The organism is Galbibacter sp. BG1 (assembly GCF_013391805.1).
Classification (GTDB): Bacteria; Bacteroidota; Bacteroidia; order Flavobacteriales; family Flavobacteriaceae; genus Galbibacter.
In genome coordinates, this window is the sequence record NZ_CP058364.1 from 2,639,544 (window position 1) to 2,663,807 (window position 24,264).

Consider the following 24,264-nt stretch of genomic DNA (forward strand, 5'->3'; position numbering starts at 1 on the left):
TTATGATAGTTGGTTTAACAGGTGGAATAGGTAGTGGGAAGTCTACAGTGGCAGATTTTTTTGCTGAATTAGGGGTGCCTGTATTTATAGCCGATACGGAAGGAAAGAAATTGATGCATACCGATGATGCCGTTAAAAATGCCATCGTTGATGAATTCGGAGAGGAGGCTTACAAAGGTGATTCCCCGAATACAACATATATTGCAGACATAGTATTTAAAGATCCAGAAAAACTTCAAAAGTTAAACAAAATCATTCATCCGGCGGTGGGCAGGTCTTTTTCCAGCTGGATGAAAAAGCAGGAGGCCCCTTATGTTATTAAGGAAGCTGCCATTCTTTTTGAGAGCGGAAGTTATAAAGATTGCGATATAGTGCTTACCGTAACTGCCCCCAAAGAAATACGAATTCAGAGGGTCTTGCAGCGCGATACTGCTACAAGGGAAGCTATTGAAGCGCGCATGAAAAATCAGTGGAGTGAAGAAGAAAAAGTAAAAAAATCTGATTTTATCATTGAAAATATAAATTTGGATACCACCAAAGAATTTGTGACGAAAGTCCATTCTTTAATACTCAAAAAAAGCATTTGAACCAAAAATTTTAACATTTTTGTTAACGTTAGGTTAAATGCTTAACATACCTTATTACAAAGCCTTAATTTTGACCAAATGAGTAGACGCTTATTTGTACTTCTGGTAATTTTAATGAGTTTATCCTTAATGGGGATTATATTCGTTCAAGGTTATTGGATAAAGACAGCAGTAGACGACAAGGAAGAACAGTTTTCGAATATGATTTCTCAAGTTCTCCATTCTGTTTCAGAAAAAATAGAGGATCGGGAAATAAGAGATTATTTCGATAAATATATTAAGCTTAAAGACAGTATTGGTGATTTAAAGGGAGCCACTTTAAGAGAGTTCTTTTTTGTTGAAAAAGATAGGAATAGTAATGAAACACTTATTTATTCCCACGGAATTTTAGAAGAAGATTATGGTATATCTTCAACGTTCTTTGATAATAACAATGCAGATTCTTCAACCATAAAAAATTATACGAGTAAGAGAACCACTCAAATTTTTAAGGAGGAATATGGAATTGATGGGAAAGTGTATTCCCCTGTGGAGCGAATAGAGAAAATAGGTGGTTTTTCTGCCTTAGACAAAGCTCAGTTTGAAGATGTTTTTAAGGAGGCGGCCAAAAGAGTGCCTATCCATAAAAGGGTAAGTAGGCAGGAGATAGAATTGTTGCTTCAAAAGGAATTGAAAAATAGAGGAATTAAGCTGAATTTTGACTACGGGATATTTAGCAAAGGTTTGGTTACCAAAGTGCGTTCTAGTAATAGAATTCAATTGGCACAATCACGTTACAAAACACCACTTTTTAAAGATAGTGAAGGCAACAGTAATTACGATTTATTGGTAAGTTTTCCGGAAAAGAAAAAGTTTTTAATTTCTTCTATCATCGAAATGGCTATTTTATCGGTGGTGTTTACACTTATTATTTTAGTGGCATACTCCAGTGCTTTGTATCAATTGATAAAACAGAAGCAGATTTCTGAAATTAAAACAGACTTTATCAATAATATGACGCATGAGTTTAAAACACCCATTGCTACCATAAATTTAGCGTTGGATAGTTTGAAAAACCCGAAAGCATTTGAAGATTCCGACAGGGTAAAGCGCTATTTGCAAATGATAAGGGATGAAAATAAACGGATGCATGCCCAAGTTGAAAATGTCCTTAGGATATCTAAGTTGGAAAAAAACCAATTAGACATCAGTAAAGATAAAGTAGACGTTCATGATATTATAGATGAAGCCATAGCCCATGTAGAGTTAATGGTTGAGAATCGAGGCGGACATGTTAAAACCCATTTAAACGCATCTAGAAGTGAAATTTTAGGAAACGATTTTCACTTAACGAATATTTTGGTGAATATCTTGGATAACGCCAACAAATATTCACCGAATGCACCAGAGATAGACGTTTTTACCGAAGTGGTAAAAAACAGCATTGTTATTAAAATTACGGATAAAGGAGCCGGGATGAGTAAAGCCGTGCTTAAAAGAATATTCGAAAAATTCTACAGGGAATCAACAGGGAATATTCATAATATAAAAGGGCATGGACTTGGTTTGGCTTATGTAAAAAGTATCGTAGACGACCACCAGGGAGAAGTTTATGCCGAGAGTGAAAAAGACAAAGGAAGTACCTTTTTTGTAAAGTTACCTTTAATATAGAAACATGGAAACAGTAAACAAAAAGATTTTATTAGTAGAAGATGATCCCAATTTTGGAATCGTTCTTAAAGATTATTTATCAATGAACGATTTTGATGTAACCCTAGCTAAAAATGGGATGGAAGGGTATGAGAAGTTTAGAAAAGATCACTACGATTTGTGTATACTAGATGTAATGATGCCCTACAAAGATGGTTTTACGTTGGCTAAAGAAATAAGGGAAAAGGATGAAAATATTCCAATTATTTTCTTGACAGCTAAAACAATGAAAGAAGATGTGCTAAAAGGTTACAAGGTTGGCGCAGACGATTACTTGAACAAACCGTTTGATTCTGAAGTTTTATTATTTAAAATTAAGGCAATTATTCAGAGAAAGTCTACAGAATCTTTGGCAGACAGCAAACAGTTTGAGTTTGAAATTGGAAACTTCCATTTAAATTCAAAATTGCGTTTCCTTACATATAAAGAAGAAGAGCCTATAAAATTATCTCCAAAAGAAAACGAATTGTTACGTTTATTGGCTTTGCATGAAAACGATTTAATGCCAAGGGAGTTAGCATTAACAAAAATATGGAGAGACGATAATTATTTTACTTCCCGTAGTATGGATGTTTACATCGCAAAATTACGTAAGTATCTTAAAAAGGATGATGAGGTTGAAATCTTAAACATTCACGGTGAAGGATTTAGGTTAGTTGTTAAGAGTGAAGCTGAGAATTAAAATCAGCTAAAGTTGAAATATTTTCACTTTTTATAAATAAAACAGTAAATTTGTTTAAAAGGATGTCAAAAAATTGATATCCTTTTTTTATTGCATTATTCTTAAAAAATTAGGTTATTGTATACTAATGCTTTTTAAACCTAACAGTGTTTTTATAAATTTAACAAAAACGCTTCTAATTGTTAAATTACTGTAAAGTTTTCTTATTTTTACATTTCAATCAACTTAAAATTACAAAATGAATAAACTATTAATTACAATGTCGCTATTATTGTATGCTGGTTTTGGGGTTGCTCAGAATGTTTCAGGTACAGTAACAGATGGACAAGGAACTCCGTTGCCAGGAGTTACTATTGTAGTAGATCAAACTTCAAAAGGAACTACAACCGATTTTGATGGTAATTACACCTTAAATGCCTCCGAAGGCGACGTACTTGTTTTTACATACGTCGGGATGAAAACTGTTAACAAGACCGTAGGTTCTAATTCCGTAATCGACGTTACAATGGTGGAAGACGCCCAAAGTCTTGACGAGGTTGTGGTTACGGCCTTGGGGATATCAAGAGATAAGAAGTCTTTGGGATATGCCACTCAAGAAGTGGACGGAGATAATTTCACTTTAACAAATGAACAGAATGTCTTGGGTTCTTTGTCGGGAAGAGTTGCAGGTGTTCAAGTAACTGGATCTTCTGGCGCTAGTATGGGAGGAACTCAAAAAATTAAAATTAGAGGAGTTAATTCAATTAGCGGTGGAGACCAACCTTTAATTGTAATTGATGGAACTCCCATTTCAAATGCTAATTTTTCTGGAAGTGATCAAGCAGATTATGGTAACCTTGCCCAAGATATCAACCCGAATGATATTGCTGAGGTAAATGTTTTAAAAGGGCCTGCAGCTTCAGCATTGTACGGTATACGAGGACAATATGGTGTTATAATGATTACTACTAAAAAAGGTAAGAAAGGGCCTAAAAAAGTCGGAGTTCAATTTTCTTCATCATTTTCTTTAGAGTCCGCTTACAATTTTATTCCTCTTCAAAACCTTTACGGAGGAGGGTCTAGTCAAAGTTTTCGAACCTTACCGAATGGAGATCCATATGTTGATATGAGTGTGGATGAAAGTTGGGGACCTAAAATGGATGGTACCCCGGTTAGACAAGTTTATAGTTTTTATCCACAAGATGCTGAATATGGTAAATTAACTCCCTTCGTAGCGCATCCAAACAATGTGGAAGACTATTATAACACTGGAACTACTTTTAATAATAATATTTCTATTACTGGTGGAAACGAAAACACTTCAATAAGGTTAAGTGCCAATCATACGAATACGGAAGGAGTGGTTCCCAATACACATTTAGACCGTACCAATATTGGTTTGAGTGCGAGTTTAAATCTGACTGAAAACCTGAGTGTTTCCAGTAATATTAATTATGCTGGAAATGAGGGACAAAGACCTTCACAGGGGTCAGAATACGGAGGTAGTTATTTAGTACAATGGTTTCAAAGGAATATAGATATGAACCGTTTAAGGGATTATAAATATGAAGATGGGACTTTTTTGCATTGGAATTTAAGAAGACCTGATTCTAATACTGGAGAAATTACTAATTTCGATCCTCTCTACTGGAATAATCCTTATTTCGAGGCTTATGAGAACATAAGCAACGACTACAGGGATCGTTTTTTTGGAGATGTAGGTATGTCATATAAAATCATCCCAGAATTAGAAATAAGTGGATTCATAAGAACGGATATGTTTACTCAAAATATCGAAGAGCGACAAGCTTTTGGAGGAACGAGATTGCCGTCATATTCTGTTGGTAAATATCAAAACAAAGAATTTAATTATGAACTTTTAGCTCAATATAAAAAAGCTTGGGATAAGTTTTCTTTAGATGCAACTATTGGAGGTAACATTTATGAGAGAGATTATTCTTATCTTTCCCAAAGTACCGTAGGTGGGCTCTCCTCTCCTGGATTTTATAATATAGATGCGTCTATCGATAGACCTAATACTACTTCGTATCTTCTACAGAAAAAAATTAGAAGTTTTTATAGTTTGGTTTCACTAGGTTACGATGGAACTTATTTTATTGATGCTTCAATTAGAAATGATAATTCTTCTGCTCTTCCAGACGAAAATAACTCTTATTGGTATCCTTCTGTTTCTGGAAGTATTGTATTTAGTGAATTAATCAACTGGAAGCCTTTATCTTTTGGTAAGGTTAGAGCGAGTTATGCGCAAGCTGGTTCTGACTTGAGTCCTTATCAAACAAGTACTTATTTTGGAGTAGGAACTGTTTACGATGGTGTTAATACCCTTTTCGTTCCGGATAGGCTTAATAATCCAATCGTAGAGCCCTCCTTTTCAAACTCATTTGAGGCAGGTTTAGAACTAAACTTTTTAAGTAATAGATTGGGCTTTGATTTTACTTATTATCAGCAAAAAAATAAAAATCAAATATTAAATTTAGATGTATCTGGAACAAGCGGATATAGTTCCAGCATTATTAATGCAGGTCTTATCGAAAACGACGGGTTTGAATTAACGGTAAGGGCAACCCCTGTTAAAAGTGATTTTTTCTCATGGGATTTTACATTTAATATTAATAAAAACGAAAGTCAAGTTACAGAGCTTGCTCCGGGCATAGACGTTTATACCTATGACTCTACAACCTACGCCTCGGTAACAAGTTATCTAAACTCTTATGTTGGAGAGCCTTTTGGAAGTTTAGTTGGACAGGCCTATCAAAGAGATGAGGCTACTGGTGAGATTCTTCTTGATGATAATAATATGCCTCTATATACCGATGCAACTTTTAATTTTGGATCTGTTCTTCCAGATTTTAATGGAGGACTACAAAATACATTTAGAATTGGTCAGTTTGCTATTACAGGGATGATTGATTTCCAAGGAGGAGGTCAGTTTTTTAGTAGATCTAAAATGTTAGCTGTTAGAACTGGACAGGATGCTATAACCGTTGCTACCAACAATAACGGTATGAATGTTAGAGATCCTTTAGAAGAAGGAGGGGGTGTAGAAGTTAGTGGTATTTCTGCATCTACAGGGGAACCTGTTACTGCATATGTTGACGCACGATCCTATTACAGAAATACTCTGGGTAGAAGAATTTATGAAGAATGGCTATACGACGCTTCTTACGTTAAGCTTAGGGAATTGAGGGTGCAATATAACTTTGGAAAAAGTTTAATGAATAGTTTACCTTTTGAAACAATGAGCTTGTCTTTTATAGCAAGAAATCCAATTATGATTTGGCAAGAAGCTCCAGAAGGAATAAATCCATCAGAAATATCAACGGGAGCACAATCAATTAGTTGGTATGAATCTGGACAATTGCCCACTGTAAGGTCATACGGATTGAATTTAAATGTCACTTTTTAAATGTAACTAAAATGAAAACAAACTTTATAAATATATTACTCATTGGCATTTTATTAGCAGGATGTAGTAATTTTGATGATGAGATAAATTCAAATCCTAATGCACCAAACAAGGCCTCTGGGATGCAACTTATAGCTCAGGCAGAATTATCGCTTCCGGGATTGAGTTCTTCTCCACAAGGAGAATTTTTTGCCCAATATTTGGCTGAGTCTCAATACGTAGGTGTGTCGCTATATCCAGTACAGAACACTAGTTTTTATGGTTGGTATCAGGGACCTCTTGCGGATTTAGAAGCTGTTTTAACTTCTGAAGATCTTTCTGCTACAGATGGACCAGTTTTGAATCAATTAGCAGTTGCCAAGATATTAAAAGCATATTATTTTTGGAATATAACGGATAGATGGGGAGATGTTCCTTATACTGATGCTTTAAAAGGACAAGAGAATTTTACCCCGAAATACGATACCCAAGAATTTATTTACAACGATTTGTTTGAAGAGCTTAAAGAAGCTTCTCAAATGATTGTTAGTGGAGATCTAAATAATGATATTATTTACAATGGAGATATGGAGAAATGGAAAAAATTATCCAATTCCATTAGGCTTTTAATGGCTCTTCGACTTTCTGAAGTAGACCCAGGTAAAGCAAGGGAAGAATTCATTGCGGCTATGAATGCAGGCGTTTTCTCTTCAAACGATGATAGTTTGTTTTTTCAACATTTAGCAGAAGCAAATAATCAGAATTATTGGTATACTCAAATTGTGGATAGAAATAGAGAATGGTGGGCCATAACAGAAGGTATGGTTGAAGAAATGAAGCCTTTTAATGATCCTAGATTAGTTGTTTATGCAAATCAAGCAAGAAGTAATGGCGAGTATATTGGGCTACCTTATGGGGAGGAAGAGAATATCGGTACCGAAGAGTTTTCTCTATTGGGAGACGATATTTATGCTCAAGACGCTCCCGTTTATTTACTAACGTATGCACAAATTCTTTTTGCAATGGCTGAGGCCTCAGAGAAAGGTTGGATAAATGCCAGTACCCAACAATATTACGAAAGTGCAATTGAAAATTCTATTTTGCAATGGACGGGCAGTGCTGAGAGCGTTTCTGAATATTTAAATCAAACCGATATTTCTTTTGATGAAAATTTGGCTATGGAACAAATCGCTTTGCAAAGATGGATCCATTTGTACATGTTTGGATATGAAGCTTGGTCTGAATATAGAAGAACAGGCTTACCAGATATTTTTGTTTCACCTAATGGGGTTGAAATACCAAATAGACTAGGATATCCGGATAATGAAGCATTTAATAATGAAGATAGCTATAACGAAGCTATACAACGACAATTTGGAGGTGAAAATGATATTTATGGAAATGTCTGGTGGGATAAATAATATTTCAATTCAATCAAAAAAAGGCTCGATTTTCGAGCTTTTTTTATAATGTAAATTGATGTAGGGCCTCTAATAATTGATCCAAATCTTCTTTGGTATGTTGCGCATTTAGAACGATTCTGCTCATTAATGGATCATTTTCGGTTGGGTAGTGAAAACTTGTAATCAAGATATTTTTTTGATATAGGTGTTCTGTCAAATCTTTGCTGAAGAAAGTATAGGTAGGATGATCACCCAATTGGGTGAAGGTTAATTTATCGTTTAATTTTTTGCTGAAGTAAACAGTATTATGTCTTAGTTTTTTTAGTTGGCTTTTGTAAATGGACTCCGCTTCTTTTAGGGTTGCCATTGCTGCAGGGAGGGCGGGGGAGGCACCACCAAAAAAATTGGATTTTTTTATGGATGCGATTCGTTCCTCATCTCCAAAAATAGCTCCCGCCTGTATACCAAATCCTTTTCCTAAAGAGCCGCAAACCACTATTTCTTTGGCTTTAAATTGTTGTAATAATCCATAAACACCAGAACCATTTTGGCCTATTATCCCAAAGCCATGGGAGTCGTCTAAGACCAAAATCGATTTTGAAAGATCCAAACCTTTTAAAATTGTATAATTTGGATACGTGCTTCTGGTAAAATCTACAGAATCCAAAAAAATAACCGGAGTTTTTTCCGCTATGGGGTTTTTAAAGGCTTTACGAAAACCTTCTATTTCTTTAAACTGAATATCGCCTTTACCAATAAGTGATGAGTGTGAATGTGGGGCTATAAACTTTTGATATTGTCCAGTAGAGAATAACTGACTTACCAATTGGGAAGCTAGATAGCCGGAGGAAAGGGTGCAACATTTTGGTGCTCCTATTTTTGTTGCTAAATGGCTTTCGGTTTCTTCAAAAATGGAAAATTGAATATTGGATTTTCGGGAGGCTCCATAATTAGTACCGTATTTCTTGATGTTTTTTATATATAGCTCTTGAAACTCTGGTAAGGTTTGCAACCCCAAATAGGCAGTGCCACCAAAATAAAGAAATGTTCCATCTTTAGTAGTAATCGTCCTTCCGGGAAATTCATCAATGAGATGTGCCATTTTAAAGGAGCTTTACTCCAGATCCTCCTAGGGCTGGAAATACTAATTTTCCACTTTTCAAAATCTCAATGCCCTTCGCAATATCGTGTTTTAAGAGCATAGCACCATCCATATCCACATAATCCAATTGAGGGGTAAGTTGTGCAATTGCAGAAATTCCCACCGAAGATTCTGTCATACACCCTACCATTACCTTTAAGTTTAGTTCTTTAGCTCTTTTTATCATACGCAGCGCAGGGGTGAGACCGCCACATTTGGTTAATTTAATATTGATTCCTGTAAAATGTCCGTAACATTTGTCTACATCTTCTTCAACGATACAGCTTTCATCGGCTATAATGGGTAGCACGCACTCATCTATTATTTGCTTATAACCTTCTAAATTATCCGCAGGAAGGGGTTGTTCTAAAAATTCAACGCCCAACTCTTTTAATTTAGGGGCTAGCTCCAAGGTTTGTTCTGGAGACCAAGCATTATTGGCATCAATACGAAAAATAGCATCCGTGTGTTTTCTAAGCTCTTGAATGATTTCGACATCGTTCTGGGTACCTAATTTAATTTTGTACAAAGGCCAAGGTTTTTGCAGCATTTTCTCCTTCATTTTTTCCACCGTATCGATACCAATAGTATAATTGGTAATGGGATAGCTTTCATTAGAAGTTCCCCAAATTTCATAAAGTGGTTTTTCTTTCAGTTTTCCGTAGAGATCATGAGCCGCCAAATCTAGTGCACATATGGCAAAATTACTCAATCCTTTTTCTTTTAAAAAAGCATGAAAATCTTCTGGTTTGTCAAAATCAAAATCATTGATCGCTGGCTCAATGGATTTTATTTCATCCATCATAGAAGCCACTGTAATCTTATAATATGGATTCGCCGTAGCCTCACCAAACCCTGTTTTTCCATTAAGGGTTAAACCAACGACTAAGCTGTCTTGAAAATCGTGGGATTCCCGTGAGATACTAAAAGTATGTTCTAATTCCAGAACGTATTTTTTGAGCGAAACTTTCATGTTTTTTGTTTTTTACGAAGGTATAAAATAGAGGTCAAAAATACCGTTGAGAATTCTCTAAAAATCCCGTGAAAAAACAAGCATTCCTTAACAGAATGCTTGTTTAAAATTGGTTAGTTGTTTTAAATGGTTATTTAATTTGTTTTTACTTTGCTTACTACTTTAGGGCTCCCTTTGTAGCTTACATCTCCACCAGAAGATTTATGGATGGCAATTTCATCGGCAGCATTTACATCAATATCGGCTCCGCTACTGGCATGGGCATCTACGGTTTTAGATTTTAAACGATGCGCATTTATGTCGCTCCCGCTACTGGCATGTGCGTTTAGGGTGTTGGTAACCCCGTAAACCTCAATTTCTGCACCACTACTGGTATTCAGGGAAACCTCGTTAGATTGAAGCTCTGCTTTAATATCACTGCCGCTACTAGCATCTAGTGATATTTTGTCAGCTCTAATGGTTCCCATCGTACTCAAATCGGCCCCGCTGCTGCTTTCTAAACTACGAATCTCTGGTAAGGAAACATAAATCTTCTTGGAGGTTGCCCGACCTATAGGATTTTTACATTCGATGGTTAATTTTCCGTTACTTACATTGGTTTCAATTAAATCTATTACATTTTCATCGGCTTCAATGCGAATGGAAGTTTGATCTTCTTGTGTGACAAATACATCCAACCCTTCCGAAGCTTTGATGCTTTCGAAGGTTTGGTTGGCTTCCCTTTGTTGGGTTACTACATTTCCATTTCCTTGGGTTCCATTACTGAAATTAAAGTCGCAGGAAATTAAAAATATGGAAATTACTAGGGCGATAAAAACTTTGATTAAAGTACTCATAATGTTCGTTTTTTGTGATTGATAATTGGTTTATTATAAACTATCGACAGTTATCGAATCGATATTTTTTGTTGTTAAACTGTCTACTTTTTCTATTTCTTCGGAAGGTTTTTCGTTAACACCTTCGTCTTCTTCAATAATCTCTTCAATCGGGCAATCGGTACAGTTTAAAATACCATTATTGTCCATTTTCCAAGTGTGGTTGGCGAGTGATCTTCCGTAGTAATTCTGGTCGTTTTTAATATTCCCAGAAATGTTATACCTCATGGAGTTGTGTAGCTTCACTAACATATTTTCTGGTACGTAAAGCGTAACATCTACTTCTTGATCTCTAAATTTGTTATCGAAATCTGTGGTTAAATAATTGTTTAGAAATAATATTTTATCATCCATTTTATAGGTGTAATCAATTTCATCAGCTCTTTCAAAAGCATCATTGTAGTTACTTCCCTGGGAATGTTTTTCTATTTCTATACGTACTTCATTGGTTGGCGCTTGTTTTATGGTTAATTCTACATCTTCCCGATATATCATTTTTCTATCTCCATCCATCGCAATATCGAAGTCGGAGTCCCTGTAATACCTGTTTTTTAAGTTTTGTGCTTCCAGCATTCTTATTTCCAATGTATCGTTAGTTGCAACGCTTAGGATTTCAGTTTCCGTTGCTAGGGCATTATAAGAGTAATCGGTTGCTGTTCTTATCCCTAAAGTTATGAGTCCGATGATGGATAGTAGCCAAACACCCAATAAAGTAAACTTGGCAAAATTCCCAATCGACTTTAAATTGTTCACGAGAATCTTTAGTCCTAAGTAAAACAGGAAGAAAAACGGAATTCCAACGGCAAAGAACGATAATAGAGATATTAACCAAACGGGCGCATTCACTGTAATATCTATAAATTCCCTCCACGGCTGATTTCCCCAAAGATCAATGGTTCCTGCTGTAAAGAGACCTATAAAAAGTCCGATTAAAACAGTGGCAGCAACGATTATAACAATAATACCTATAAACTTTGCTAGGACTTTAAAAAGAAAGAGTATAACGGCTATAACGGAATCAAAAAAGTTTTTGGAATTTTTTTTTACCGATTCGCCCATCTTGTCGTAATCTACACTTTTTACTTTTTCGGTCACCCCGTCGAAACCTTCTTTAATTTTTTTTTCAATATTACTTATGTTAACAGGTTCTCCGGTCATTGCAATTTTTTGCGCGGTGGTAGCTGCTTCGGGCACTAAAATCCAGAAAAGGATGTAAACCAAAATTCCAAATCCGGAGAAAATAGTGGTAAGTACAAATAGCAATCGCACCCATAAAGCATCGATCCCGAGATAATGACTTAAACCGGCACTAACCCCACCGATATATTTGTTTTCCGTATCCCTAAAGAGTTGTTTGCGCTCTTTCTTAGTTGTTTTGCTATGTGCTTTTGGTTCGTCATCAAAAATTTCTTCATCTACCAAGTAGTCTTCTGGTTGCCCCATGATGGCTATAATTTCGTCAACTTCGGTGTTGGTAATTACCTGGCGCTCATGCGCTAGTTTTTCAGAAAACAATTCGGCGATCCTTGCTTCTATATCGGCAATAATTTCGGCTTTACCTTGAGAATCTGTAAATGAACGCTTAATGGCATCCAAATACCGCTGTAGTTTTATATAGGCATCTTCATCTATGTGGAAGAACGTATTTGCCAGATTTATATTTATAGTCTTATTCATAGTTAGTGTTTTTATTTTGTTACCAGATTAACTGCATTTCTCAACTCGTCCCAGGTGGTATCGAGTTCTTTTAAAAATAGTTTACCTTCTTCGGTAAGCGTGTAATATTTCCGTGGCGGACCAGAGGTCGATTCTTCCCAACGGTAGCTCAGTAAGCCAGCATTTTTTAACCTTGTAAGCAGGGGGTAAATAGTACCTTCTACTACAAGCATTTTTGCGTTTTTTAAGGTTTCAAGAATTTCTGATGCATATTTATCTTCATTTTCCAGGATGGATAAAATACAGTATTCTAAAACCCCCTTACGCATTTGTGCTTTTGTGTTTTCTATATTCATGGTTTCATGATACTTTTTGTTAAACAGTTCGTTTTTTGATTGTCCACAGCGTGGATGTGATTGATTTTAATTGATGATATTTTAATTATTTTATAAACGCAATGGTAAATGGATACTTGTATACCGTACCCTCGTTTGCTCTAATGGTGGCAATAATGCTACAAAATACATCCGTAATGAGCAAGGCAATACCTAGCATCCCGATAAGGCCAATTAAGCCAGCATTCCAGCCAAAGCCCGAAAGATGCTCAAAATTGAAATCTACATCGTGCCTATTGTGCTCCAATAAATTGGCAAAGCCCACAAATTCCCAAGCTGTAAATAAAACGATGGGAATGGCTACCAAGCCTAAAATAATACTGTAAAGCAAAATGCTTATTTGAAAATTAATGGCTTGCTTCCCATTTTCGTCTACAAAGCCTAGTTTTTCTTTGTTTGATGTCCAAAGAAGTAATGGGATGATAAAATTTCCAAAAGGAATAAAATACTTTGAAAAAGTAGACAGGTGGATAATAGCTGCCAGATTTTTTTCGTGTTTGCTGATGGTTGATTCCATGTTCGTTTTTTGATTTGATTGTCCACAGCGTGGATGTAAGTGATTGATGACTTTTGATTGTAAATATATAACCTACTAATTTCTATTACAAATATATATCTAAAAAAAGGTATTATGCAAAACATAGTACCTATATTTAACAAAAATTTAAGAATATGTAGAAGTAATTAATTTGATTACTTTTGAAGAAATTATCTTTCCTAACGCAAATTGCCTAATGTTATGTAGATCAAGGAAAGACCATAAAATAAAGCAAGAATATGAAATTAACACCTTCTGAACTCAATAAGTTCTCAATGATAAAATTACCCTCTGCATGGCTCTGTGGGGTAAGGGTTTTAGCTATAGATGATACCAGTTGTAAGACATCCGTTAAGCATAGATGGATTAATCAGAATCCTTTTAACTCTATGTTTTGGGCAGTGCAGGGGATGGCTGCCGAGTTGTCTACAGGAGCTATTGTGATTGGTAAAATAAGGGAACAAGAGCATAAAATTTCTATGCTGGTCGCCAATAACAAAGCTAACTTTTCCAAAAAAGCGAAGGGCCGAATTACTTTTGAATGTAAAGACGGACATTTAATCGACGAAGCTATTAAAAAAACAATTGAAACAGGAGAGGGACAAACTTTTTGGATGCAATCTGTAGGCAAGGATGAAGTTGGGGATGTAGTTTCTACGTTTGATTTTGAATGGACCGTAAGGGTGAAGTAGTACTTTTTTATCCTTTTAAGCAATTTATAGTTGTTAAGGTTTTTGGGTAAAAGAAGTTTTATAATTAATCTAGAAACGCTTAGGATATATTTGCAAAGGGATATGAAATTTATGGATAGCATTACGTACCCGATTTTTTTTCATTAATAATTGCACAAAAGAATGGTCATCCTCCGGTAAGCGAAGAATGACCATTGAAATTGCTATTTTTATTATTTAGTTATTAAAATCGGTTTACTTTTTCACAACCTTTGTTTGCGCAATCATTTTACCTTTTTTATCCACAAGCCTCAAAAGATAAACACCGGCTGGGAAACTACTCATATTAATGGTGCCACTGTTGGTTTTCTCCACTGCGAAAGTTTTAACTAAAATTCCGCTTAAATTATAGAGATACCCTTCATTTAAAACTGCTTTTCCAATTAATTGGTAGCTGGCTTCATTCCTTACCGGGTTCGGATAAATTTTAATGCTAAATTCTTCCGGAGAATCCATATCGGGAAGATTTGTCGCCACCTGTGCTTCACTGCTGGTAACTTCAAAAATAACAGTCAACGGAATTCCCGCTTTTCCTTTACCATTTTTACCATCGTAAGGAGTGGCGGTCACATAATTTGTTCCTACGGGAAATTCAACCGCATTTAAATCGGTTCCATTGTTTTTATCCCCTTTTAAAGCATAGGGAACAATGTTTTCCTTTTGAAAATTAGTTTTACCGTTAAAATCGAAGATTACGCTTTTGGTGCCTATGGCTGTAGCATTGGCTACGATACTAAAGGCATTGGCATCGTATTCATCTAGGTTGATTACAGCGCCATTCTCTAAAGGCCCTATAGCTTCATCGGTATCGGCATTATATAATGTAAAACTATTTACCATTAATGGAGACTGCGTAACCTCAAAGTTTACGGTTAAAGCGATACCCTCCATCCCTTTTCCATTCTTTTCGGTGAATGGAGTGGCTGTAATGGTATTTTCCCCCAACGGTAATTCTATAGGGTTGAATACCGTACCGTTCTGCTGGTCTCCCCCAATAGCGTATGGTGCTATATTTTCTTTTTGGAACTTATCTTTGTCATTTAGATCAAAAATGACACTTCCAACCGGTAAATCCCCAATGTTGGCAACGACGCTAAAAGCATTTACATTATAATCGTCTAAGTTGATGACATCACCTTCCTCTAACATTCCGATTTCTTTATTGGTGTTAGCATTTATTAAGGTAAAACTGACCACTTCTGGAGCATCGAGTACTTCCAGTATTACGGGAATACTTACCTCTGGATTTAAAGGGTCGTTACTACTAATTAGAATATCGCCTTCGTATGAAGTGTTGGCAGCCAATCCTTTCGCAGAAAAAGTCACGGGCACTTCCGCTGTTTCACCTGGTTCGACCGTTCCAGAAACAGGAGGCGTAAAGGTAATCGCCAATCCGTCCGTCAAATATTCTGTATTGAAAATTACTTGTAAGCCAGACAATCCTTGCGGACCTTCTAGACCGACTGTACTACTGGTACGAATCGTGGAATCTACATTGGCATATTGCATTTTAATACCTCCGTCAGGGAAAAGAATAACTTGAAAAGTTACCGGGTCTGGAATGGGAAGAAAAGGAGGGAAGCCAAATCCGGGAACAGCTTCGTACTGTACAATAAAATATTCTGAAGTTCCCATATAAAGCACCCCACCGCCATCTTGTGGTTCTAAATCGTCCCAAAGCGGTGCAATGAATAAGTTCGGATCTGCAGGATCTGGAATTTGAGCATTGCTAAAATTAGAGCCAGTTATTGGCGCAAAGCTTAAAAATCCATTGGCTGCAATGGTTATACTATCTTGTTCTTCCCCAAAGAAATTAAATGCGAAAGGCAAGGCCACAGTTTCATCTCCATCTGCTCCCACATTGGCTATTTGGCCGTCGGAACTTATATCAATAAAATCGTACTCTGGACCGCCACTGTTATTGTCTACCCAAGTATAACCAAAAGTCCCCGGACCGCCACTGGCGTTTAAAAGTTTAGGGCCTACCCGAGTATCTAAAGTCTCTTTACTGCGAATTTTTGGATAGTCCATTTTTTCGTAGTTCAAGCTTTTCTGGTTTGCTTCTCCAGCTTTCCCAAAAAATGGAGGTGAAAGTGCGTAATTGAGCGTGGAATTACCAGTATTTTCAATTGTTACGGTTTCTGTAATGCTCATCTCCCTAACTACTTCAAAGTTTAAGGAATCTGGCATAACCGAAATAACAGGAGGATCTACGCCTTCCCCGAATAAATAGACAATGGCAGTTTCCATTCCAAACGCGTCATTACTTTCTATAACAACTTTATCTTCAATTGGCCCAACAGAGCTTGGTTTAAAAGTTACTCCAATCTGTAAACTTTCATCGGGAGCTATGGTTAGAGGTGCAATAGTATCTAAAACAAAATCATTGGTTTCGTTGCTAAGCGAAGTTATCTCTAATGCTTTCGATCCTGTATTTTCTATTAAGAAATTGGCTTCCGATTCTAAACCGACAAAAATTGGTTCATATTGCAGTGTATCAGGCTGAACCGAGATTTCTGGAAAACCTATCACTGTTAATTCAAAAAGAGTTGTATTTAACGAATCACTTGGAGCATTACTGGAAACCATCAACTCATCGAAGTAAATGCCGTCGTTCAATTCGGTGGCATCCAAGGTTACCATTAAATCTTTAGAACCACCTGCAGGGACTACTCCCGAAATCGGACTCACATTACTTATGAGATCTGTTAAGGCTATAGAAGGTTTTACAAAGCGAACGGCCAAATTATCCTTTACATAGTCGGTATTAAAAGCGACTTGTGCGCCATCGGTACCATCAAAATTCTCAATTCCTACGGTTGCACTATTTCTAAACGGAGCTGTTTCAACATCTTCATAATAAAAATCGATGTTCCCATCTGGGTACAATACAATTTGAAAGGTAACAGTTTCTTCTGCAGTGCCTAAGAAAATAGGGGCTTGCGTCCATTGCACTACAAACTTGCTTCCGTCGTCTAAATAATGTACAGCGCCGTTGTCGTTTTGCGGTTCTATATCGTTCCAAAATGCGGCAATTACACTATTGATGCCATCTTCAGTTGGAATTTGAGTATTCACATAGGTAAGTCCAGCAGGTTCTTCAAAAGCCAAGAACCCGTTTGCATTTATATATACAGAAGCATTGTTTTCCCCGTAAAATTCGAAAGGGAAAGAAATGGAAACTTCCGTAGAGCCATCTCCGCCAACCAAACTTGTAATATCGGTTCCAATGGCGGTAATATCTTCAAAATTGAATACTGGTCCGCCCGGCTCATCACTATCGATCCAAGTGTAGCCAAAACCATTGTCCATACCTACACTGTATTCTACATTGGCACCTCTTCTATTATCTGTAAAACCTTTTTCTTGAGATAAGCTGAAGCTTTCAAAATTAATGTGTTTGGTATCGTTCAACTTTACATTTGGTTTTGCCAATGCCGCCATAACTGCTAAGTCTGGGAACGAAAAAATTAACGGCGCCTTCCCTTCGTTCTTCAAAGAAATATTAGTGTCTATGGTAATTCCTGCATCGGTGGTTAAAGCCACTTCCTGCGGATCCAATACCGCAATGGGGGGTTCTACACCAACTCCATTGACCACTACTTCTAAGGTTTCTACATTGTCTGCATTGCTGTTTATGGTTATAATTCCATTTACATTTCCAACTTCAGATGGTGCAAATGTTACTTTCACCTGTAAGCTATCAGATGCCCCTATACTGGCTGAAGCCGGTTCTACAGTAAAATCAGTATTGTCCGACGTTATTTCTGAGATATCTAATGAGGCGAGACCGGTATTGAAAATAGTAAAACTACGTTCTCTTTCTGCGCCTATAAATACATCGTTGAAAAGAAGAAAATCATCTGATAAACTAATTTCTGAAAGTTGCCCACTCACTTCGAAATTCGTAGCTACCGTAGCATCTGTAGTAACGGGATCGTTACTTGAAATTATGATATCCCTGTTATAGGTTCCGTTTGCTAAGCTTTCACCGTTAAAAGTAACCGTAACATCCACCGAAGTTCCGGGATCCACAGTTCCTTCGGAAGGTTCCAAGGTAATATAACTTTCTTCTGTCTCACCGCTTAGGGCCCTAACAAAGAATACAAAACCAGATGGATTATAAGTAGCGCCACCATCCCCACTAAAGAAATAGGTGTTGGGGCGTTGCGTAGCGGTATCGTCTACACCCTGCGGAAACTCAATTCCATCAGGATATTTATGTACTACCCAAAAAGATTCCCCTGCACTAAATGTAAGCGCTTCGCTAAGTTCTTCTGCTACCAGAATACCTTCTGCACTTGTTTGCTCAAAAGTTTGTGTAAGAAGTAATTCCCCATCATTTGGGGTAGCGCCACCTCTATAAATTTCCAAAATAATGGGCGCGTCGGTAACGGCTTCCGTACGGTAGCCATTCCTCACAGCCGTTAAAGTGAATTCACTTTCAGCATCAAAATTTACGGCACTTGTGTAGGCACTGGTTTGAACTCCCGCAAAATTATCGGGGAAAGGTATTCCGCTATCGTAGAAAATAGAATCCGTAAAAGTCGCATTGTCCTGTATAAGGAGTGTTTTGCTGCTTTTTTCGGTAACTCCCGCTAGTTTTTCTTTAAAATTACCAGATTTTCCTTCTCCGTACCTCGCCATATCTAGATTCCCTAGGGCAAATTCTGAAGCGGAAGAGGAACTGCTAAACTGCAATGCTCCCAAAGAAGTGGTAAAATCTAAATTGCTTTCTCCAGAATTCGAAATGGTAAAAGTCTCTGTTTTTACTGGAGGAATATCTGTTTGTACATTTACCGAAGCACTAAGTGAATCTGGTGCTACCTCGATTGTTGGGGGCTGCAGAACGGTTAAAGAAACTGGAACATTAACCGGTGAGTTCACCGAATCGTTACTGTTTACCGTAAGCGAGGCTTCGTAATTCCCGGGATCTATCGCCCGAGCATCGAACTTAACTTGTACGGCTTGTGTACTTCCTGGGGCTACAATGCCCGAATTGGGTGCCACTGATAAAAAGAAAGCATTGGGGTCGCCATCGGTAATCTCCAAGTTGTCTACATCGAAGGTAGAGCCGGTATTTTCCATGCCAGAAAGAAATACAGCCTGTTCGATAATCGGTGCAAAACCTTGTCCTGAGAATACTAATTCGTCATCAAAATATATCGAGAAGGTAGCATCGTCTTTATCTACTATAATTCGCAGTTCGAAATATCCTGTAGGAGTGGTCGCTTCGATTCTAACAAAATCTGGATCCGATAAAACATCAATGGTTCCATCGGCATTGAACCGTAATCTGGTAACTACAGACCCTGCGGTAGGGGACTGGGGAATTACCTCCCAACTAGTTCCCGTACCTTGAATATTCACTTGCGCGCTTAGTACCATAAAGGGTTCGGCTGCTGGGGTGATACTGGGTGAAATTGCCAATATATTTCCAGGTCTTGTACCTCCAAGACCATCGGAAACACCTCTAAAATGCTGGTTTCCTTCAAAAGAATTTTCAGTAGCGATAATCCAATTATCAGCGAACTGGGAAACCCAACCTAACTGACTGTTGATATCCCCGGGAGTAAATTCTTCAAAATCTGTGGAATACAAAGAAGTTACAACTTCTGTAAACTGATTGCTTTTTGTTTTAACCAAAGAAGCAATTCCACTTGTTTTGGAAGCAAAATTGTATTGCTTTTTATTTTTTCCTGTGGCTGCTAAAGCTTTATTGCTCATTTTTACCCGTTTGGCAAAATCAATAGGGGTTTCGTCATTCACTAGGATATTAAATTCAAGATCGGCATCGCCTGTATTTTCAATTATTAAGTCGCGCGTTACTACTTGTAGTTGTTGTATGGTCTCTTCAAACGAACTCGGAGTTACCACTAAGAATGGTGTTTCTGTGCCGTCGAGTACCCGCACTTCCACAGGAACTGCAATGGGCGCCACCAACTCTGGTGCCGAAATGAATATGGTATCGTTGTAAACCCCTTTTGGGAGTCCGCTTGTGTTTAATTTTATCTCTAGGGAATCTGAACTTGCCGACGGAATAGTGACTTGCTGAGGGTCGATAAGTTCGATGGTCGAATTTGTGGAGTTTGTTCCCGCTGTGGCTGTAATTTCTACATCTGCAATGTTGGAAATGGTAATAGTTCTTCGAATGGTGTCGCCCACAAATAATTCTTCGTCTATGGAATTTGGAGAGACCAATAATGGTGGAGCTTCAGCATCGTTAATAACCCACCCCATATCTTTAAAAAGGCCACGTGTAATATCACCGATATCAAAATTAGATTCAGCAGAACCTATTTGAGGAGTCATTAGGGAATTTACATCTCCTGCAGGAAAAGCAGCTTCATCCCAATGAGCCAAACTGGATCCGCCTTGCCATGTTGGTGGCGCATACAATTCGGGACGTGTTCCCGCAAGTGCTGCAACGGCAAAGGTTCCACCCATAAAAATATCTCCTCCAGTAAAAGCATCACCTAATTCTGTAGAGGGGTCTGGGAAATCCAGAAGGAGATTGCCATCACCATCTTCTATAAATACCCCAAAAATAGAAGGCAACCCATTAGATCTTAGAGTACCAACGCCGTTGTTAAAACCCCTAACGGTAGTAAATCCAAGTCCGTGACCTGCTTCGTGCAATGCTACTGTCACAAAATCAAATAGGCCAGAGGGCGTATTTCCATCGGTGCCAAAGTACCAAGGTATCCCATTACCTAAGTTCACGATGAGGTCGAAATTTTCATCGGGAAATAAGGTTTCACCGGCAATGGCATTGGCCAGTGCGGCGGGATATAGAACATTGGGATCTGGAGCTCCTGGAACGCCATTAACGTTATAAGCGGGACCTGCGGAGGCAAGAACACCCGGACCAAGATCTGCAAAATCCGCAAAGATTTTAATAGGAACAGGGGAAACAATTTGTGTTGCCCAAATATCTAGGGCAAATTGAAAAGCAGCTTGAGCATCTGGGTTCGCTTGAGCGCCAGGTCCGTAAGTTACCTGGATTTCGGCCGTTGCTACATTCTGCATTCGTTGTTGAAAAGCTTTACTACGTTCAGGTGGAATGTTCACCCGCGTATTCATGTCTTGAAATTTAGCCGGACAAATAACTGGAGTGGCCGGTAATTTTTTTGGTTGTTGAGCGAATACATCTAACTGGCAAAAAAAGGATAGGAGGAAGGCCAGTGCAAGATGTATGGGAAAGTAATTTTTTCTCATAGTTTTGCTGTTAAAATGTTAAAGAACTTGTTAACAGCAATTTATGAAAAGTTATCGAAGAAATTGGTCAATCGATGATGTTTTTTATGTTAAAATATTAGTTTTCAAATTGTTGTGTTTTTTTTTCAATTAATGGTTTTTTCTTCAAAGCTTCTCAAATAGCCAGTTAGCGCGAAAAGTTTATTTTGTGTGTACGTACACATATTTTTAATTATATTTGTTTGTGTGTACGTACACGCTAATATTTTTTAACCAATTAGAAATTTTAACAATGAGTAAAGTAATAGTTTTAACAGGAGCAGGAGGTGTTTTATGTAGCACTTTGGCAAAAGCCTTGGCGAAAGAGGGGCATAAAATTGCAGTTTTAGATTTAAGAAAGGATGCAGCCGATGCGGTAGCAAATGACATCAATAAAGAAGGGGGAAAAGCAATTGGGGTTGCTGCAAATGTTTTAAAGAAAGACTCCCTAGAAGAAGCCAAGAATGAAATAAACAATACCTTGGGTACTGTAGATATTTTAGTAAATGGGGCAGGAGGTAACCATCCTCTGGGAACCACTTCCAACCCACATTTCCTCAAAGAAGATTTATTGAACAAGGATGAAGGTTTTAAAACGTTTTTCGACTTGGATAGTGAGGGTATTGAATTTGTGTTTAACCTGAATTTTATTGGTACTTTATTGCCTACACAAGTATTTGCGAAAGACATGGTAGGGAAAAAAGGGTGTAGTATTTTAAACATTTCTTCCATGAATGCGTTTACTCCATTAACAAAGATTCCTGCTTACAGTGGAGCCAAAGCAGCGGTTTCCAATTTTACTCAATGGCTGGCAGTCCATTTTTCTAAAGAAGGTATTAGAGTGAACGCACTAGCACCAGGTTTCTTTCTTACCGACCAAAATAGAACGCTACTAACCAATAATGATGGCAAACTTACAGCTAGGGGAACAACCATCATCAACCAAACACCTATGGGAAGGTTTGGAGAGCCAGAAGATCTTATTGGTACTACATTGTGGTTATGCAGTGAGGGTGCATCTTTTGTAACCGGTGTTGTAGTGCCAATAGATGGCGGATTTAGCGCTTTTAGCGGGGTTTAGTTATATTCAGAAAACAGTAAAAAACAAGGTTCCTCAGCGTTTTGTATATTCAACGTAGAGGAGCCTTTTTTTGCAATCAACTTTAATTTATTCTATTCTTCCGCCTTTTTAAACATCCAAAAGGGTGCATTTGCCAACCACAAAACAGAACCTACCAAAAGCAGAATTTTATATTCCGATAGAGAAACAATGCGGAGGAAAACCAAAATGGAGGTCACAAATATCAATACGAGGCCTAAATAAGAGACTATTTTAAAAACTGGAATCATGCTTTAACTGTTTTTGGAGATTTTACAAATACTTTTTGCTGAAGGTATCCAGCGATAACGTAAACAATGGCGGCTACAATCCAGCCGGGCAGTGCCATAAAGAAATAAAAATCAGAATTAAAATAGTTATAGAGTCCGTATCCTGAAGCCATCGCAATTACCCAGGTGATGGCCACAGATAGATTGAATTTCATTTTTCTAACTTCAGCAAGGTTTGAGGTCAGGTTCATTTTTGGGAATATAAAAATATCCACTAAAACCACTGCGCCTACTGGAGCGGCTACCAGCGCATAAATACCTAAGAACTGATCTAGTTTACTTATAATTACGGGAAAACAGGCCATAGCAGTAGCCGTTACTCCCACAGCAACTGTAATTTTCCATCTTTTCATAAAGGGCATCAATGCTTGTACGGCCAAACCAGCTCTATAAATAGTAGGGTTGGCTGTGGTCCATCCAGCAACTACAACGCACAACAAACCAGCAATACCAGCTCCCAAATAGGCAATTTCCCCTGGAGACGGATCGGTATTTCCTATATTAATTGCATAGGCGCATAATATTCCAGAAGCGATCCACGCCATAAAATGACCTATAAACATTCCAAACGCCGATGCAAAACCATAAGAAGCTTTCTTCGCATATCGATAGATAGACATATCAGAGAGACCAATATGCATGGCATTGTTACAGAGCCAAGCAAATATCATAACATGCCAAAAAGTATATTTTGTTTGTCCTGCAACAGGAACTCCGGTCCAAATTTTTTCATTGGCCACTTCCCAAAAGTCACCTATCCCCGTGACACCGAGTTGCGGTAAAATGGCAAGTCCTGCTGCCAAAAAAATCAAAGGCATCCAAGGGGCAAATAAAGAAGAGAACTTAGCTACAATCTCAAACCCAAAGGTTGCCACGATGGCTATAACAGAACCTACTGCTACAATTATCATTACCCAAGAAAAACTGTCGGGATATAGACTTGTTAATCCAGGTCCTTTAATATCAAACAAAATACCAATGGCGGAGGCGGAAACCCCAATCATGGCAGCTGCCGAAACCGCGAAAAGAAGTCCGTTTACAAAGTTGTAAATGGAAACTAAATTAAAACCACATATTTTTTCCAGCTGGTAGAATATGGTAAGTCTTGTTTTAACAGCTGTAGGAGCGCATATTAATGCCCAACTTAAGGTAGCTAAAATATTTCCTATGAGAAGTCCGAGTATAAGATCTTTTGCAGAAACTCCGTGTAATACAAAAAGAGGGCCGATTACAAATTCGGTACCTGCAATATGCTCGCCGGCAACAAGTCCCACAAAATCCTTGAAATTTTTAGTTTTAGATTCCGGTACGGGGGTACGCTCGTATTCTTCGATATTTTTGGCCTCTCCAAAATTAAGCCATTTCTTTATACTCATTCGTTAGGTTTTAATCTTGTTATTAGTTTTTAGATTCGAGTCTTAATCAGTCAAGGTAAAAATGGTTAAATATTTTCCTCCTGAACTTAGAATTTGTAAAATCAAAGAAAGGAAGTTCAGCATTTTTACAAACGAGTATAGTAATTAGCAATGCACAATAATGTATGCTTAAACAGTTGAAAATCTTAACTTTCTGAAGTAAAATGAG

Annotated in this window: 16 protein-coding genes; 7 read left to right on the forward strand and 9 right to left on the reverse strand. The window is 37.6% G+C overall.

The window, feature by feature from the left end; translation table 11 throughout:
• Positions 1 to 2 precede the first annotated feature (2 nt).
• The 5 genes from coaE (at position 3) to HX109_RS11650 (ending at position 7,764) form a co-directional block, all read left to right on the forward strand.
• Entirely contained in the window at positions 3 to 587 is a 585-nt protein-coding gene (gene coaE, locus HX109_RS11630) for a dephospho-CoA kinase (RefSeq protein WP_178952147.1), read from the forward strand.
• Positions 588 to 665: 78 nt separating this feature from the next.
• Positions 666 to 2,237 (forward strand): sensor histidine kinase, encoded by a 1,572-nt coding sequence (locus HX109_RS11635; protein WP_178952149.1) that lies wholly within the window; start codon positions 666 to 668, stop codon positions 2,235 to 2,237.
• Between the two features lie 4 nt (positions 2,238 to 2,241).
• Positions 2,242 to 2,958: a response regulator transcription factor gene (locus tag HX109_RS11640; protein ID WP_178952151.1), complete on the forward strand. Its 717-nt coding sequence runs from the start codon at positions 2,242 to 2,244 to the stop codon at positions 2,956 to 2,958.
• 238 nt (positions 2,959 to 3,196) lie between these two features.
• Positions 3,197 to 6,364, forward strand: coding sequence for a SusC/RagA family TonB-linked outer membrane protein (locus HX109_RS11645; RefSeq protein ID WP_178952153.1), 3,168 nt, complete (start codon positions 3,197 to 3,199; stop codon positions 6,362 to 6,364).
• An 11-nt stretch (positions 6,365 to 6,375) separates the two neighbouring features.
• Complete coding sequence (locus tag HX109_RS11650) at positions 6,376 to 7,764, forward strand: SusD/RagB family nutrient-binding outer membrane lipoprotein (RefSeq protein WP_178952155.1); 1,389 nt, start codon at positions 6,376 to 6,378, stop codon at positions 7,762 to 7,764.
• A gap of 43 nt (positions 7,765 to 7,807) precedes the next feature.
• On the opposite strand, the gene HX109_RS11655 is transcribed toward HX109_RS11650, so the two are convergent.
• From HX109_RS11655 to HX109_RS11680, 6 genes are all read right to left on the reverse strand, one after another.
• On the reverse strand, positions 7,808 to 8,848 hold the full coding sequence (locus HX109_RS11655) for an aminotransferase class I/II-fold pyridoxal phosphate-dependent enzyme (RefSeq protein ID WP_178952157.1): 1,041 nt from the start codon (positions 8,846 to 8,848) through the stop codon (positions 7,808 to 7,810).
• A gap of 1 nt (position 8,849) precedes the next feature.
• Positions 8,850 to 9,860: a dipeptide epimerase gene (locus HX109_RS11660; protein WP_178952159.1), complete on the reverse strand. Its 1,011-nt coding sequence runs from the start codon at positions 9,858 to 9,860 to the stop codon at positions 8,850 to 8,852.
• A gap of 134 nt (positions 9,861 to 9,994) precedes the next feature.
• Complete coding sequence (locus tag HX109_RS11665; RefSeq protein ID WP_178952161.1) at positions 9,995 to 10,696, reverse strand: head GIN domain-containing protein; 702 nt, start codon at positions 10,694 to 10,696, stop codon at positions 9,995 to 9,997.
• A gap of 33 nt (positions 10,697 to 10,729) precedes the next feature.
• On the reverse strand, positions 10,730 to 12,412 hold the full coding sequence (locus tag HX109_RS11670; RefSeq protein WP_178952163.1) for a PspC domain-containing protein: 1,683 nt from the start codon (positions 12,410 to 12,412) through the stop codon (positions 10,730 to 10,732).
• 11 nt (positions 12,413 to 12,423) lie between these two features.
• Positions 12,424 to 12,747 carry a PadR family transcriptional regulator gene (locus tag HX109_RS11675; protein WP_178952165.1) on the reverse strand — a complete coding sequence of 108 codons (324 nt, stop codon included), beginning with the start codon at positions 12,745 to 12,747 and terminating at the stop codon, positions 12,424 to 12,426.
• An 85-nt stretch (positions 12,748 to 12,832) separates the two neighbouring features.
• On the reverse strand, positions 12,833 to 13,303 hold the full coding sequence (locus HX109_RS11680) for a DUF4870 domain-containing protein (RefSeq protein ID WP_178952167.1): 471 nt from the start codon (positions 13,301 to 13,303) through the stop codon (positions 12,833 to 12,835).
• A gap of 260 nt (positions 13,304 to 13,563) precedes the next feature.
• Here HX109_RS11680 and HX109_RS11685 point away from each other — a divergent pair, with 260 nt between their 5' ends.
• A complete protein-coding gene (locus tag HX109_RS11685; RefSeq protein WP_178952169.1) occupies positions 13,564 to 14,016 on the forward strand; it encodes a DUF4442 domain-containing protein in 453 nt (150 codons plus the stop codon).
• A 234-nt stretch (positions 14,017 to 14,250) separates the two neighbouring features.
• Here the strand turns inward: HX109_RS11685 and HX109_RS11690 are convergent, their stop codons facing one another.
• Positions 14,251 to 21,273, reverse strand: coding sequence for a choice-of-anchor D domain-containing protein (locus tag HX109_RS11690; protein WP_178952170.1), 7,023 nt, complete (start codon positions 21,271 to 21,273; stop codon positions 14,251 to 14,253).
• Between the two features lie 271 nt (positions 21,274 to 21,544).
• Here HX109_RS11690 and HX109_RS11695 point away from each other — a divergent pair, with 271 nt between their 5' ends.
• Positions 21,545 to 22,372, forward strand: coding sequence for an SDR family oxidoreductase (locus HX109_RS11695; protein WP_178952172.1), 828 nt, complete (start codon positions 21,545 to 21,547; stop codon positions 22,370 to 22,372).
• 92 nt (positions 22,373 to 22,464) lie between these two features.
• Here the strand turns inward: HX109_RS11695 and HX109_RS11700 are convergent, their stop codons facing one another.
• Both HX109_RS11700 and HX109_RS11705 read right to left on the reverse strand, forming a co-directional pair.
• Positions 22,465 to 22,641: a hypothetical protein gene (locus HX109_RS11700; RefSeq protein ID WP_178952174.1), complete on the reverse strand. Its 177-nt coding sequence runs from the start codon at positions 22,639 to 22,641 to the stop codon at positions 22,465 to 22,467.
• Positions 22,638 to 24,056 carry a purine-cytosine permease family protein gene (locus HX109_RS11705; RefSeq protein WP_178952176.1) on the reverse strand — a complete coding sequence of 473 codons (1,419 nt, stop codon included), beginning with the start codon at positions 24,054 to 24,056 and terminating at the stop codon, positions 22,638 to 22,640. Before HX109_RS11705 ends, HX109_RS11700 begins: the two co-directional genes overlap by 4 nt.
• Between the last annotated feature and the right edge of the window lie 208 nt (positions 24,057 to 24,264).